Source organism: Psychrobacter sp. NPDC078501 (assembly GCF_044900935.1).
Lineage (GTDB): Bacteria > Pseudomonadota > Gammaproteobacteria > Pseudomonadales > Moraxellaceae > Psychrobacter.
In genome coordinates, this window is the sequence record NZ_JBJDOS010000003.1 from 322138 (window position 1) to 338058 (window position 15921).

The 15921-nt window shown below is 42.2% G+C and carries 13 protein-coding genes; 8 read left to right on the top strand and 5 right to left on the bottom strand.

Annotated elements, in window-relative coordinates; all coding sequences use genetic code 11:
- Nucleotides 1–98 precede the first annotated feature (98 nt).
- Nucleotides 99–1760, bottom strand: coding sequence for an energy-dependent translational throttle protein EttA (gene ettA / locus ACI2IW_RS07150; RefSeq protein WP_057757965.1), 1662 nt, complete (start codon nucleotides 1758–1760; stop codon nucleotides 99–101).
- 450 nt (nucleotides 1761–2210) lie between these two features.
- Between ettA and ACI2IW_RS07155 the strand changes: the two genes are divergently transcribed.
- The 4 genes from ACI2IW_RS07155 (at nucleotide 2211) to ACI2IW_RS07170 (ending at nucleotide 5988) form a co-directional block, all read left to right on the top strand.
- On the top strand, nucleotides 2211–3413 hold the full coding sequence (locus tag ACI2IW_RS07155) for a flavin reductase family protein (RefSeq protein ID WP_404693181.1): 1203 nt from the start codon (nucleotides 2211–2213) through the stop codon (nucleotides 3411–3413).
- 158 nt (nucleotides 3414–3571) lie between these two features.
- A complete protein-coding gene (locus ACI2IW_RS07160) occupies nucleotides 3572–5044 on the top strand; it encodes a fatty acid desaturase family protein (RefSeq protein WP_404693182.1) in 1473 nt (490 codons plus the stop codon).
- Nucleotides 5045–5243: 199 nt separating this feature from the next.
- Complete coding sequence (locus ACI2IW_RS07165; RefSeq protein ID WP_404693183.1) at nucleotides 5244–5537, top strand: GNAT family N-acetyltransferase; 294 nt, start codon at nucleotides 5244–5246, stop codon at nucleotides 5535–5537.
- A 157-nt stretch (nucleotides 5538–5694) separates the two neighbouring features.
- Nucleotides 5695–5988 (top strand): 4a-hydroxytetrahydrobiopterin dehydratase, encoded by a 294-nt coding sequence (locus ACI2IW_RS07170; RefSeq protein WP_404693184.1) that lies wholly within the window; start codon nucleotides 5695–5697, stop codon nucleotides 5986–5988.
- Between the two features lie 133 nt (nucleotides 5989–6121).
- Here the strand turns inward: ACI2IW_RS07170 and ACI2IW_RS07175 are convergent, their stop codons facing one another.
- Nucleotides 6122–6277: a DUF1328 domain-containing protein gene (locus tag ACI2IW_RS07175; RefSeq protein WP_114701374.1), complete on the bottom strand. Its 156-nt coding sequence runs from the start codon at nucleotides 6275–6277 to the stop codon at nucleotides 6122–6124.
- A gap of 502 nt (nucleotides 6278–6779) precedes the next feature.
- Between ACI2IW_RS07175 and ACI2IW_RS07180 the strand changes: the two genes are divergently transcribed.
- The gene (locus ACI2IW_RS07180; RefSeq protein ID WP_404693185.1) at nucleotides 6780–8066 is read left to right on the top strand and encodes a saccharopine dehydrogenase family protein; all 1287 of its coding nucleotides are present in this window, start codon (nucleotides 6780–6782) and stop codon (nucleotides 8064–8066) included.
- A gap of 751 nt (nucleotides 8067–8817) precedes the next feature.
- Nucleotides 8818–9396 carry a hypothetical protein gene (locus ACI2IW_RS07185; RefSeq protein WP_404693186.1) on the top strand — a complete coding sequence of 193 codons (579 nt, stop codon included), beginning with the start codon at nucleotides 8818–8820 and terminating at the stop codon, nucleotides 9394–9396.
- Nucleotides 9397–9511: 115 nt separating this feature from the next.
- On the opposite strand, the gene ACI2IW_RS07190 is transcribed toward ACI2IW_RS07185, so the two are convergent.
- Nucleotides 9512–12058, bottom strand: a complete 2547-nt coding sequence (locus ACI2IW_RS07190; RefSeq protein ID WP_404693187.1) for a Tex family protein — start codon at nucleotides 12056–12058, stop codon at nucleotides 9512–9514.
- Between the two features lie 378 nt (nucleotides 12059–12436).
- Between ACI2IW_RS07190 and ompR the strand changes: the two genes are divergently transcribed.
- Nucleotides 12437–13195, top strand: a complete 759-nt coding sequence (gene ompR, locus ACI2IW_RS07195) for a two-component system response regulator OmpR (protein WP_057757943.1) — start codon at nucleotides 12437–12439, stop codon at nucleotides 13193–13195.
- 63 nt (nucleotides 13196–13258) lie between these two features.
- Nucleotides 13259–14521 (top strand): CobW family GTP-binding protein, encoded by a 1263-nt coding sequence (locus tag ACI2IW_RS07200; protein ID WP_404693188.1) that lies wholly within the window; start codon nucleotides 13259–13261, stop codon nucleotides 14519–14521.
- 78 nt (nucleotides 14522–14599) lie between these two features.
- On the opposite strand, the gene ACI2IW_RS07205 is transcribed toward ACI2IW_RS07200, so the two are convergent.
- Together ACI2IW_RS07205 and ACI2IW_RS07210 are read right to left on the bottom strand one after the other, a co-directional pair.
- Nucleotides 14600–14866: a DksA/TraR family C4-type zinc finger protein gene (locus ACI2IW_RS07205; protein WP_404693189.1), complete on the bottom strand. Its 267-nt coding sequence runs from the start codon at nucleotides 14864–14866 to the stop codon at nucleotides 14600–14602.
- A 150-nt stretch (nucleotides 14867–15016) separates the two neighbouring features.
- The gene (locus tag ACI2IW_RS07210) at nucleotides 15017–15853 is read right to left on the bottom strand and encodes a YciK family oxidoreductase (RefSeq protein WP_227676958.1); all 837 of its coding nucleotides are present in this window, start codon (nucleotides 15851–15853) and stop codon (nucleotides 15017–15019) included.
- Nucleotides 15854–15921: the final 68 nt, after the last annotated feature.

Consider the following 15921-nt stretch of genomic DNA (forward strand, 5'->3'; position numbering starts at 1 on the left):
ACAACTAGCCATACCCTTTAAGATTTTGAGCTAAACAAAAAAAAGACCGCTAACGATTAGCGGTCTTTTTTTGGATTGGACTACATTAAACAGCCGTATTAGTTAGTGATTTTCTTATACTTGGCACGTTTAGGACTAGCATCATCACCCATTGTCTTTTTACGATACGCTTCAAACTCAGTATAGTTACCATCGAACCAGACTGGGCCTTCTTCTTCAAATGCCAAGATATGAGTCGCGATACGGTCCAGGAACCAGCGATCATGCGATACGACCATTACTGTACCTGGGAATACTTGAATCGCATCCTCTAGTGCACGTAAGGTTTCGATATCCAAATCGTTTGATGGTTCATCGAGGAGCAATACGTTTGCGCCTTGCTTTAGCGTTTTCGCTAACTGCAAACGGTTACGCTCACCACCTGATAATTGACCGACGTGCTTTTGCTGATCTGAACCTTTGAAGTTAAAACGTCCGATATAAGCACGGCTTGGTGTGGTGTAGTCGCCAACCGTAATGATATCAAGGCCGTCAGAAACCTCTTCCCATACAGTTTTGTTGTCATCTAGATGATCACGTACCTGACCGACATAGGCAACCTTAACACTTTCACCCAAATCGACTGAACCTGTATCTGGCGTATCGCGCTCAGTAATCATGTTAAACAGCGTGGTTTTACCCGCACCATTTGGACCGATAATACCAACGATACCACCAGCTGGTACGTTAAAGCTTAGGTTTTCATACAGCAGACGATCGCCGAATGATTTAGAGATGTCATTGATCTCAATAACCTTATTACCCAAACGTGGACCAGGTGGAATATAAATCTCAGAAGTCTCGTTACGTTTTTGGAACTCAGTTGAGTTCAATTCTTCAAAACGCTGTACACGAGATTTAGACTTAGCCTGTTGGCCTTTTTGGTTTTTGCGAATCCACTCAAGCTCTTTTTTCAGCGCTTTAGCAAATGATTCTTCTTGCTTGTTCTGCTGCTCTAGACGCGTGTTCTTTTGCTCTAGCCATTCAGTATAGTTGCCTTCATACGGATAGCCATGGCCACGGTCAAGCTCCAAGATCCACTGAGCAACATTATCCAAGAAATAGCGATCATGGGTAATGGCAACGATAGTACCGCTATAGTTCTGCAAGAACTGCTCTAGCCATGCAACAGACTCGGCGTCCAAATGGTTGGTCGGTTCGTCGAGTAATAGCATGTCAGGGCGCGACAATAGCAGACGGCATAGTGCCACACGGCGTTTCTCACCACCTGACAGTTTGCTAACGTCCGCATCCCATGGTGGCAGACGGAGCGCATCGGCTGCTTTTTCTAGCTGGTTATTTAAGTTGTGCGCATCCCAAGACTGGATGATATCTTCCATCTTTCCTTGCTCTTCAGCAAGCTTATCAAAATCAGCATCAGGCTCTGCGTATTCAGCATAGATAGCATCTAGACGTGCTAGCGCATCTAATGCTTCGCGCATACCGTCTTCGACATTACCACGAACATCTTTGCTGTCATCTAGCTGTGGTTCCTGTGGCAGATAGCCAACTTTGGTACCTGCCTGCGCGCGTGCTTCACCACTAAACTCAGTATCCACGCCTGCCATGATACGGAGCAAGGTTGATTTACCTGAACCGTTGATACCCAAAACACCAATTTTGGCACCAGGGAAAAACGATAGGTTGATATTTTTTAGGATTTCACGCTTAGGGGGAACAAGTTTTGACACGTTGTTCATCGTGTAAATATATTGAGCCATTAACACTCCGATAGACTGCATAGAAGAGAACAGCAAATGCAACTCAGCGATGATGCCAAGCGTGCCGTACCTCAAAATCAGGGTTACAAATTATAGGTCATTATCGCATTGTGGCGCATACCCTGCAAGCTGACAGGTTGTTTTACCAGTTGTTTTACTGTTTTTGACAGCAGGCTATGCCTTTTGGCTATAAAACTCGCTTTAAAAAATAACTCAAGGAGTCTTATCTTAATGAACTAACTTAACATTTTGATTCATTAGCGTTTTATAAAGACCACAAAAAATAGCATCAAAACTTTCGCAAATTTAATCAATAGCCGTTAGCATGTTAGTGTGGCTTAACAAGGTCTATTGGCTCAATTTTGTGTTCGATTGTCAAAATTAACTATAAGCTGACTTTGTACGCGTTACATTACTCACTTTCATAGCAATCATACAGGTACTGATAATATGGCCAACGGCTATCGCCCTGAAATTATTCAACGTGCGTTTGTCGATTTTATCGGATCGCGCTTACATCCGTTTTGGTCATTGACGACTCCTAAGTTACGCCTGATCGCACGCTATACATTAAGTGATGATTTGATAGCACTTCGATTTGAGAGCAATAGAGCCTTTAAACAGCAGATTTCTGAGGTGATGGGTGGTTGGCAAGGCGGTCAATATCTCGATTTGCGCGTTTGTATCGATGGAGTTTATCACCAGCGTAGTTACTCGATAGTGGGCTTGGCGCATCAACCCCTCTGGTGGCTCGACGATATTACCGAGAGCCATACGGCAGACCAACGTCATACGGTAACTATCGCGATTAAACCGCAAGGGTTGGTATCTAACTATTTAACTAAACAGATGCCACTGGCTAGCGTCGTTAATACAAGCCTGCCTCTTGGTCATTTCACTTTGGAGCAGACCTCGATACTAAGGCATGAAATATCGGATAATAAGCAGCTCACTCCTTTGCTATTTATCGCTGGTGGTAGCGGTATCACACCCATGCTCGGACTTATCACTCAAGCCCTGAGTAATGGACATCAGGTAACGCTATTGCATTACAGTCGGACTGTTTTATCCAAACTGCAACATCAGTGGCAACAGCTGAAGGATGCATATCCAGACTTTATTTATCATTTAATCCATACTGAAGATCCGACTACCTATTTGGCTGGCACAAGGTATTTAAGTGCAGAGAGTCTGCTGTCGCTAAACTTACCTCTAGCAGATACGCAAATATTTGCTTGCGGTTCACCAGCGTTATTAGCTGGCTTATATAATGCCGCCGCAGAGATAACCTTCCCTACAAATAAACAGCTGCGCGATAACATCATCGTAGAGAACTTTGGTAATGCTCTAGCTGATGTTGATAATAACAGCAATCAAACATTCGATAAGACGATACCTGTAGAAGAACACACTGTCTATTTGCGGTCACGGCAGCGGCAATTTGTCAGTGACACGACCATACTGGCTGCGGCTGATAATGCAGATATACGACTAGCACATGGTTGTCGGCAAGGTATTTGCCAGTTATGCCGCTGTAATAAAGTCAGCGGCGTGGTCAAAAACGTCCAGACAGGGAAAGTAAGCGGGGATGGTTACGAGTCTGTTCAGACTTGCATCAATATTGCCATGACTGATGTGGTACTCGATATTTGATGACTGGCTTAATAGAACAACTGGCTCAATAGAAAGTATATGCTAGACAACCTATGAGAAATAAAAGACAAACGTCACCTTATAGGCTAAAACTCAGATAACTTATAAAACCGGATGCAGTGCTGCTTATATATGCCGTTTCGGTTAAGGATTTATTTATGCGCTTACTACCACCCGTTACTATGCCACAATCTGCTGTGCCTATCTTGACACCACTTTCCGATGCACAGCTAGCAAAAAACGCGCCTTCACCTTTGACGCCGCAAGCTCCTTACTCGCAGCTTAATGATGAAGCAATCAATGATAGCGATCAGCCAGACGCATCGACACGGACTCGCTACCCAACGTTGACTGGCGCACCTTTATCAAAGCTTCAAAGTGATGCTTTAGCCGTAGAGCTCAATGCCCTGTACAAAAGCGTTATGGACTCGCTAGGCAGTGAGGATGCACGCTACATACAGCGGATATATGCGACCGTGGTATATAGCGAAGTCATTGCCCGTGGTCTACTTGCAGCGGCTGGGCGTATGCCATCGAAACGCAGTCTGGTCGCTACTTGGCTACTAGGTACATCTTTACTTAGCTTTAGCAAAATATTGAATAATATGGAGCTGGGTCATAACGTCATGCATGGTCAATATGACTGGATGCAACACCCGCACCTTAATAGTCAAAAATTCGACTGGGATATTGTCTGCCCTGCTCCATTATGGCAACACTCTCATAATTATCTACATCATACTTTTACCAATATTGTTGGCCGTGATCATGACGTAGGCTATCATTTGATTCGAGTGACTGACGAGCAGCCTTGGACGCCAGAAGATCGCTACAATATGTTTAGTACAGCGGTACTGGCATTTGGCTTTGAATGGGCGGTAGCCTTTCATGACATCCAAATCAGTGCAGATGAATACGCCGACTCCCCTAATCTGCACAAAATCATGCAACAAAAGTCTCGCGCCTTATTTGCCAAAATTGGACGGCAAATAGGCAAAGACTATATCGCACTGCCATCTGTAGTAGCGCTGACACTAGGTCGTCGTAGCGCCTTTAGTACGCTGAGCGGTAACATGACTGCCAACACTGTCCGAAATCTATGGACGTGGGCGGTGATTTTTTGCGGCCATTTCACTGAGCAAGCGCATATCTATACCCAACTTGATGCCAATGAAAGTAAAGGCGATTGGTATGTACGCCAAATCCTTGGCTCTAGCAATATCAAAGGCAGCAAATGGTTTCACCTTTTGACAGGTAATTTGTCTCATCAAATTGAGCATCATATATTTCCTGATATGCCAGCTGGCCACTATGCAAAGATTGCACCGCAGGTACAGGCCATATGCCGTAAGTATGATTTAAGCTACAACACTGGCCGCTTTGGCACACAACTAAAGCAAGTACTGGGACGTATTTATCACTTTAGCAAACCTAGTGAAAAAGAATGGCAAGCCTATATGCAATCAACGGAAAATGCAGATAGTACTACTCTTAAAGATGATAGGTCAGCGGCCAATTTAGAAAACAATTTAGAAAACAATTTAGAAGAAAAATTAGCGATAGAAAATACTGGCGGTCTCACTCGCTTTTTGCCTCCAGTCGTTCGTAAAGCCATATCCTATGCATTGTGACATATTCAGATTTGCAACCAGATACGACCATGATAAGGTAGGACAAAAGACATAAATGATGTTAACAGTCGCCCTATCAACCATTACGGTAAGCGTCTAGATTGTTAAGCATCAAACCCACATACTAAACTGGCACTATTAAATTAATAAAATATTTAGTTCATAATAAAAATTTGATAATAAGAAATGGAGTATATTAATGAGTAACCAAACCTCTAAACCAAATCTAGAAATTGTTCATAACCAAGCAGCAAAACGTTTTGAGACCTCTATCGATGGTCAGACAGGTTATATTAGCTATCAGGAAAGGGCTGACAAGTTGGTTTACGATCATACTATCGTACCGCAGCAGTTGGGTGGACGCGGTGTTGGTTCAGCACTGGTAGAGCACGCATTGAATTATGCACGCGAGCAAAACAAGAAAGTGATACCGCAATGCTCATTTGTCGCATCATACATTAGCAAAAATCCTGAGTATCAAGATTTGATTTAACTGGCTACATAATTAGGCTCAACTAATTCGTTAACTAGGTTCAGTTAAGTGATATCGGGAAAAGCAGAAAAATATGTAGATATTTATTTAGCATAGGAGACATACCCTAGCACCACTTTTAATAAACCAATTCGACATAACAATAAAGGTTATTAATATGAGTAGTTTATCTGACAAACAAATCAATCTACAGCTAGAAGAGCTTGCTGGTTGGCAGCGTGACGGCAATAGCATCGTCAAGACCTATCACTTTAGCGATTTTATCGAAGCTATGAGCTTTATGAATCAAGTGGCATTTCATGCTGAAGCGCTTGAGCATCATCCTGAATGGCGTAACACCTACAATATCGTAGAAGTTCGTCTAACCAACCATGATACAGGCGGTATATCTAGTCTAGATATTCGTTTAGCCAAACGCATGGAGCATATTATTCAGCCCAAACGCTTATAGTAGCAAGTCTACAACGTATGCCTTGATGCCGATTATCCTAGTTTTCTAACGATTACCTTCGTTAAAGCAGACAAAAAAAGACCCTCAATTGAGGGTCTTTTTTATAGTAATTCTTTATAACAATAAGCCGTATTTACATTTTACGACTGACAAAGGCAACGATAAACAAAATCACAGCAACTGCTAAGAAAATGTATGCCAAATTAGCAGACAAGCCTGCAACGCCACCAAACCCTAATAAGCTCGCTAACAGTGCGACCACTGCAAAAATAATAGCCCAACGAAACATAATATTCTCCTCAAATAATGGTGAAAAACAGATATTAAAATTTATATAGCATTTATTTAACTTGTTTTTATCTAATGCTAGTTATTACTGTTTACGCTTATAGATTAGCAATGTTCGTCTCTAAAAAACGTTCATTTTAGTAATAATATCGGTAGGTTATGTAAAGTTTGTAGTAACTGTTGATGTCTCATACCTCTTTTTCTTTAATAGATGATATTTTCGAAATAGAATTATATTTCTGAATACAGCGTTATTTAACTGAGAGTTCTTAAACTAAGCGCTTTTTACCTGAATGTGCTTTTATTGAATACTCTTTTGATGAACGCTATTCTTTTAACTATATGCAGAACTATTTTAAATTCCTCACGTTATATGTGATGTTGTATGTGAGGTAGGCTGCAAACTATAAACTGTAGCGACCTCACAAACCCCTAACCTAATCAAACGACTTGGTTTATAGTTTACTATCCACTTATTCTCAAATCTATTAAGGACAATACATATGGATACCAATACGGATACTGAAAACCCTACACAAAAAACCAGCGGCGACACACGCCCTTATGCAGTTGTTCTATATGGTGCGACAAGCTTCGTCGGTCAGATCACTGCCCACTATTTAACCAATTTTTTATCAAATAATAAAAATGAAGATGGCTCAAACGTATCATGGGCAATCGCAGGTCGTGATGAAGATAAGCTCAATAAGTTACAGGCCAAACTTGAGAGTAAGGTAGACATTATTATTGCCAACAGTAACGATGCTGCCAGCCTTGATATGATGACAAAGCAAACTCAAGTCATCATTTCTACTGTCGGCCCATATCTGAAATATGGTGAGCCACTGATCAAATCTTGTGCTGAAAACGGTACAGATTATGTCGATCTTACTGGTGAGGCCATTTTCATCAAAGATATGATGGATAAATACCAAGACACTGCCAAGCAAAGTGGTGCCCGTATTGTTAACTCTTGTGGTTTTGACTCTATCCCATCAGATTTGGGCGCATACTTTACCCAAGCTAAGGCAGAAGAAAAGTTCGGCGAGACCTGTAATGTCATCCATATGCGTGTCAAAGCAGCGAAAGGTGGTATCTCAGGTGGTACTATCGCGTCAATGGCATCAATATTTGAAGAAGCTGGTGAGGACAAAGCACGTCGCAAACAAGTGGCCAATCCATATTTGTTAAACGATGATACTGATGCACCAAATGTACGTCAGGATAATGTTAGCAAACCAGTATATGATAGCAATCATAAGCGCTGGTTAGCACCTTTCGTCATGGCGACCATCAATACGCGTATCGTCCATCGCACTAACCAATTACTCAGCTATGAATACGGTCGCGATTTCAAATATGATGAAGCGATGTGGATGAAAGATGGCGTCAAAGGAAAACTGTCTAGCTATGCTATGAGTGCAGGTTTATTGGGCTTTGCTACTGCGATGATGATTAAACCAAGTCGCGAGTTACTATCCAAGCACGTTTTACCAAAAGCTGGCTCAGGCCCTTCTAAGGACGAGCAAGAAAACGGCTACTTTGATATTCGTCACTTTGGCCAAACGGCCAAAAATGACACTATTACTGTTAAGGTAACAGGTGATAGAGATCCTGGTTACGGTAGTACCTCTCGTATGATTTCGCAGGCGGCATTATGCTTGGCACAAGATATCAGCAAAGAGGACATTGGCGGTGGGTTCTGGACACCAGCATCTGCGATGGGAGATAAGCTAATAACTCGCTTAGAAGCGCATTCTGGTCTTAGCTTTGAAGTGATTGATAGTTAATCTATTGAATGATAACAAAAGCTCAATGTTTTTATGACCGTATCTTGGTTTCGAGATACGGTTTTTTATGGCTTGCTATAAATATTTAGACGAAAATTAAATTAAGAACAACGTATTTTTTTGGTGAACAATGTTTCTGTTTCCCAATTATTTAATACTTTATGATACTAACTACTAATCTAATATTTCTACTATCGTTTTATAAATATTGTAGAAAAATTGTATGTAAACATTAGTTTAATTAAATGTATATCATCAAAAAACTTATGTACTAAAATCTGATAATTATCTAAACACTGGTTTTGAATTATAAATAAAAACTACTGATGAAAGTCTCTGTAATACTGACAAATAGCACTCAGAAAACTATTAATAACAGTTATCTAAGTTCAAATAACAACTATGAGCAATCAAATATTCATATTCTCAATACTAGAGAAGTCGGTAGATATTTATTATTAGCAGACTCACTTATTAACAGTTGTAATAACACAATCAACCTTTGCTATTAATGAGTTTTTGAAAAATCTAGAAGTTAAAATATCAGCTAGACTTTAGGTATGGCAGTTTCATAACGTCACAAGAAAACATTAAACTGTTAGAACCTTAATGAGTTTGCTACTGAAATATAAACTACATCGTTGATAATTTGCGTACAGTATTTACAGACACCTTTAAATAAAAACGGCTCATTATTAAATATGAGTTACCGTTTTTAACTATTGCTAATTATGTATCATGGAGTTTTATAATGAAAAAGAATGTTTTATCACTAATCGTCGGCGCTACCCTTGTACTACCAACTATGGCAATGGCGGCACCCGTTAACAACAGCGATCTAATGCCAGCAGATATGCGTAACGCTGCTGTCGAGAGCACTGTACAGGCCGAAATAGAAGGTCCTGATGGTGAGTTGCTAGCGACACAACCTGGCGCTGTAGATGTCGAAGCGTCAACTACTGCTGATGTCGATATGGACATGGGTAACGAAGCAGATGAGATGAACGACGAAACTGACGATATGGATAATGAAGCAAGCAATGATAATGCAGCTTTGATGAATAACGCTCAGGCAACAACCAATGCGGCAACAATGACTACTGCTACAACTGCTCAGGCTCCTGTACAGAACGCTCAAGCGCCTAACATGCAACACAGTAATGCAGACTATCAGCCTTTGATTGCTGGTGAAGCGGCTACTGAGAATAAAGTTGCAGATGCTGCTAGTACTTTGCAAGAAAAGAAAAAAGACAAGCGTGGTGAGTTATTAGCTACTCAGCCAGCAAACGTACAGTTCAAAGAGAACCGTCGTATCGCTGTATCACGCTAAGCAGATAGTTAGTTTGTTTGATTATTTTGTAAGCGTATTACTTATATAAAAAGGCAGCCATATGGCTGCCTTTTTTTTATACCAAACTATAAATTTTAGCTATTTTTAGCAGCATTTATTTCTTAGTTTTAGTCACGCCAGCTTCTTGTAATAAAGCGCCGAGTGTACCCATTTTACTTGGGGCTTCAGCTTTATCACTTTTTACTGGCTTACTACGATTGCTCGCGTTGTCTTTATCCTGACGCTTGCCACGTGGCTTAGACGGTCGTTTGTCAGCAGCTGGACGGCTATTATTTGGACGGTCACTATTTGTATTATTACTGCGTGGACGACTGGTTTTCTCACCATCTGTACTAGCTGTCGTAGACTTGGCAGCCGTACGGACAGGTTTTTCAGATTCAGGTTTCATGCTAAAGCCGATACGACCACGTTTTTCATCGATAGAGATAACCCGTACCGATATGATATCGCCAGGTTTGACACGGTTCATAGGATCTGCGACAAAGTCATTGGCCATCTGCGAGATATGTACCAAACCATCCTGATGCACACCGACGTCAACGAAACAACCAAAGGCCGTTACGTTAGTGACTACCCCTTCTAACGTCATGCCTTCGCTCAAATCTTTGATACTATTGACGTCATCACGGAAATTGGCCGTTTTAAACTCAGGACGAGGATCACGAGCAGGTTTAGCAAGCTCTTCGATAATCGCTTTTACGCTGACATTATCATCGTTAGCAGCCAATGTAGTCGTATCGATAGTATTTAGCACACCGTCGTTACCAATAACTTCTGACAACGGCTTGCCCGCTTGTGCGAGTAAGCTATCGACCAATGCATAACTCTCTGGATGCACACCAGTGGCATCTAATGGATTGCTACCATTATGAATACGCAAGAAACCAGCTGCTTGCTCAAATGTCTTAGCACCTAGACGTGGGACGTTTTTGAGCGCTTCACGGCTATCAAATGCACCATGCTCTTTGCGATAAGTGACGATTTGCTGCGCCACATTGCGGTTAAGACCTGCGATGTGAGCTAAGATAGCTGGACTGGCTGTATTCACATCCACACCCACGGCATTCACGCTATCTTGAGTTACTTTATCCAGACTGTCTGCAAGCTGGTTTTGATTGACGTCATGCTGATATTGACCCACACCAATGGCTTTCGGATCAACTTTAACAAGTTCTGACAATGGATCCTGCAAGCGACGAGCAATAGAAACCGCTCCGCGTACAGAAACGTCTAGATTGGCCAGCTCATCACTAGCAAGTTCACTCGCTGAATAAACAGACGCACCCGACTCATTAACGATAACAGCTTTGGCTTTTAATGCATCGTTCGCAGCCAAAATCTCTTTGATCATCGCATCTGTTTCGCGACTTGCCGTACCATTACCGATAGCGACCAAATCAACGTTATAAGTGCTCAACAGCGCATCGATGACTTTCTTGGCTTCATCCATCTTATTATCAGGTGCAAACGGATACACTGTCGCGATGACAGGCTTCTCTTCGCTATCTGACATCATATGACCTTGCGCATCAACGATGGCCATTTTTACGCCATGACGGATACCAGGATCGACACCCAAGATTACTTTAGGACCTGCAGGTGCAGACATTAGCAAATGCTGTAAGTTGCTAGCGAACACATCAATCGCATCCGCTTCTGCGGCTAGGCGCTTTTCAGTTAACAAGCGGTGCTCGATATGCGGACGCCATTTGTCTTTCCACAAGCTACTGGCTGCCTCTGACAAAAACTCACGGCGGGCTGCTGGCGCTTTGGCATCAACATCGAAATGATTGATAATTTTTTCGATAAATGGTGCGTCTTCGCCTTCAATCTTTAGACCCAAGACGTTTTCTTGACGACCGCGTAACATTGCTAATAGGCGATGATTTGGCAGTCGAGCAAGGCTTTCGCTATGCTCAAAGTAGTCTTTGAATTTTTCGCCAACTTCGCGCTTTTCTTCGCTTGCAACGCTAGATACGATACTAGCAGTCTTGGCAAAGCCACTGCGCAAGTTATCTAGCAAGCCCAATGCTTGTGTCCATTCATCAACGATAATCGCTTGTACGCCAGCGAGTTGTTTTTCAATATCGCTAAAATCAACTTCGATTTCATTACCACTGTCATCAGTGATACTTGACTGGACTTGATAATCAGCCAAGGCATCTGTCGGAGTGATTTCTTGGGTCAAGACTGCTTGGGCAGCAGTATCAAGACCAGCGGCACGAGCTTTGGCAGCAGGTGAACGACGACGCGGACGATATGGCAGATAGATGTCTTCAAGCTCAAGCTTAGACGTCGCATTATCGATACGCGTCTGTAGCTCGTCAGTCAGATTGCCCTGTGTGCTTAACAGCTCAGTAATTTTGAGGCGACGTGTTGCCATGTCACGCTCATAGTTAAGAGACTTCTCTAAAGCACGCAGCTGCGCATCATCAAGATTCTGAGTCTTTTCTTTACGGTAACGCGCAATAAAAGGAACCGTCGCGCCTTCATCATAAAGTTTGACAAACGCATTGACTTGAGCAGTCTTAATGCCAAGCGCGCGAGCAAGCTTGTCGTGAATATTCGCGTGTGTGGTTGCATCTAAAACCTGTGCATTTGTCGAGGTTTGAGATGACGTTAAGGTATCAGTGCTACTCATATACGTATCAATCGTTGAGAAATGTAGCTTTGCATTATAGCAAAAGCTGCATGAATAAAAATCCTTTTTATCTTTTCGTTATTTATTGCGCATTTTAAGACGCAAATCGTTCTATATCACACATCCTATGGACTTGTTAAACAAACGCATACAGCATTTATTATCATGGGTGATGCAATTCTCGGTGCAATCTTATACACTAAAGTATCAATAACACAAATATTGATATGTGCTGACATATTGAACAATAGTTTTTAATTTTATGAAGTGCTTATTCGTAACCAATAATTAAATAATGATAATTAGTGGCAGTGTTTTTGCTCATAGCTATTTACTTGTAGTTTCTGATAACAATAATTTTTATAAAAGGATGCCTGTATGACTGATAACAACAGCCCTGACACGTTGACTCAGCGTATTTTAGTCGTCGATGACGATGCTCGTCTACGCTCTTTGTTGCAACGCTTCCTAGAAGACGACGGCTTTGTCGTTCGTACCGCTCATGACGGCAGTCAGATGGACAAACTCATGCAACGTGAGCTTTTCTCTTTGGTCGTACTCGATTTGATGCTACCAGGCGAAGACGGTATCAGTATCTGTAAGCGTTTACGTGAAGACAATGCGGACATTCCTATCATTATGCTGACTGCTAAAGGTGGCGATGCTGACCGTATCGCCGGTCTAGAAGCGGGTGCAGATGATTACTTGCCCAAGCCTTTTAACCCAAAAGAGCTGTTGGCTCGTATCAAAGCTGTATTACGTCGTCAAAACCGTGAATTGCCAGGTGCACCAAGTCATCAAATGGAAGTGGTCGAGTTTGGTCCATGGACACTAGATCTATCGACACGTACACTTAAACGCGATGGTAACGTAGTCACTTTGACAACAGGTGAGTTTTCAGTACTAAAAGCGCTCGTACAGCATCCACGTGAGCCATTGACCCGTGATAAATTGATGAACCTTGCTCGTGGTCGTGAATGGGGTGCGATGGAGCGTTCTATCGACGTCCAAGTATCACGTCTACGTCGTCTGATTGAAGACAACCCTTCACAGGCGCGTTATATCCAGACTGTTTGGGGCGTGGGTTATGTGTTCGTTCCTGATGAAGCTGAGGTAGAAACCATCAAGAGTGAATAACTTTTGACTGATCTAATTTTTTTAATATAGGCCGTGTTTGTTTATTCACAAACACGTGCCAATATGATGAGCATACCTGTGAAAAACCCAATTATTTTTCAAAACATACCCTGCACGTTAGTGACAGGGTTTTTAGGTGCTGGCAAAACCACCGTAATCAATCAGTTACTGGCAACAAAACCTGATGACGAACGCTGGGCTCTCTTAATCAATGAGTTTGGTCGTATCGGTATTGATGGCGCACTCCTAGCCAGCTCCCAAGATAACGATCTTGAGCAAAAAAATATCGCCATTCGTGAAGTCAGTGGTGGCTGTATTTGCTGCACCAGTCAGCTGCCCTTACAAATTGCAATCAGTCGTCTGCTCAGTGAACATCATCCGCAGCGATTACTCATTGAGCCCACAGGGTTGGCTCATCCACGTGAGCTGATACTACAACTTAGTGCGCCGCACTGGCAAACTGCCCTAAAAATGAATGCGGTGATAACCGTACTGAGTGGCGAGCAGTGGCAACAGATTAAGTATCGTGACCATGATGGTTTTCAAGCGCATGTTCGTGATGCCGATGTGCTGCTAATCAATCGTTATGTCCAATTAGATACTAGCGAAAAACAAGTCTTAGTAGAATGGATAACCAAGCTAAATTCACAAGTAAAAATCATTTGGGCAGCATCAGAACTAACGACACCTGAGACAACAGACTCATCAGATGTCCATTCATCAGATAAGTTTGTAGCAAATAAACTTGTAGCAGATGCATACTCGTCTACTTTAAACGACCAACTGAATAAGCCCAGCTCTATCATTTCGAATCAACGAAAAATCAGTATGGCTCATCCTCAAAAATCGATGATTGCTGTACAGTCTCAAGCCAACTCTTTAGCAACTGTACCATCATCGATTTCATCTACCGATGAGACCGAAGCTCAGGCTAGTGCTGATAGTGATCTGCCCTATCGCTACCATGAAGATCAGCAAGACTTTCAATTGGCTGGATGGCGACTACCCGCTCACTACATACTAAACGCTGACGATTTACAGAATTGGTTATTAGCACTGCCAAACTGGCAACGTATCAAAGGCGTGGTGCATACTTCTGATGGCTGGATGCAGATCAATTTTAACCCTGGTAGTCTAACCACCAGAACCATTGACCCACAGACGGATAGTCGATTGGAAATTATTTTGCAATTAGACAATACTGTCGATACAAATGCTGTCGATAAAGCTACAGAAAAATCAGAAACTGAGAATGGTGCCAAAGCGTCATCGGCCTTGATAGATTGGGAAGAGTGCGATCGCGAACTGATGACACTGGTTATATAGCAACAGACAAAAAAAGGGCAGACATTGCTATTTTGACTAGCAATGTCTGCCCTTTTTTTCAACGCAACTAACTATTTTTTAACGCAATTGACTATCTTTACTACCACGACGGTTAAATAGCTCAGCCGCTTTTGCTTCTTGTTCAAGCTCCGTCTGACAGCTAACGCAGTGCTGAATACCGGGCACTGCCAGTCGCCTTGCCTCTGGAATAGGCTTACTACATTCGTCACACAGCTCAGCACTCACACCTGTCGGTAACGAACGTCGCGCTCGCTCCAACGCATCATTTACAGTTGCATCCATCTGTTCGTGCTCAGCACCATCTCTTGACCAGCCACCTGCCATAATCTTATCCTATTTTTTTATTCATTATAATTAGACAGTACAAATGTCTTTAATAACAAATAGATGGGGCTAGCTATGGTTAATTGCAACCTGCGATAGTGTATAAAATCATCCATAAAGAATGACGTAATCGATTTACAAAATTTGCTACTAATCTTTAGGTTGTAGCTCAATTACTTGACCGCGTACGCCAATACTTTCGTCACTCATCAGACAGACATAGCCTGCCATGATATCTTCAGGTGTTTTTAAGCTCATAGGGTTTTCACCTGGATACGCATGCGCACGCATATTGGTACGAGTACCACCTGGATTAACGCAGTTAAAACGTAGATTGGTTGTGTTCTGCGTCTCTTGAGTAAAGATATCACTCATCCCTTCTACTGCTTGTTTAGAAAGTGCATAAGCCCCCCAAAATGCGCGAGGATGTGTACCTACAGTGCTAGAGGTAAAGACAACAGACCCATGATCAGCATCTTTTAATAGCGGCAATAGCGCTTGAGTCAGCATAAAAGTCGCTGTGAAATTGACTTTCATCACTTGGGCGAAAGTATCAACGTCATACATCTCAAGCGGCGTCAGTTGTCCTAATACACCAGCATTATGCAATATGCCATCTAACTGGCCGACTTCTTTATTAATTAGCCCTTCAAGCTGCTGCATTTCGGCGTAAGTCGCCCCTTCTAAGTTCATAGGCAACATAGCAGGCTGCTTACCACCAAGACTCTCAATCTCATCGTAGACGTATTCAAGCTTGCTACTAGTGCGTCCTAACAATAAAACTGTGGCACCATAACGAGCATAGGTCAGTGCGGCAACACGGCCAATACCATCCCCCGCACCAGTCACCAAAATAGTCTTACCATCTAAGCAATTACTGGACGGTACAAAGCTACGAATATCATCATGAGTCAAAGGCTGAATAGGACTCTGAACCGTTTTTTTATTGTCTTGTTGAACGACTGGTTGATTATTATTGTCACTCATGGCATTGCTCACTACTTATCATTAAATCGTTGAGGATATGTGCTTATGGTTGTAAATCTGATGATATA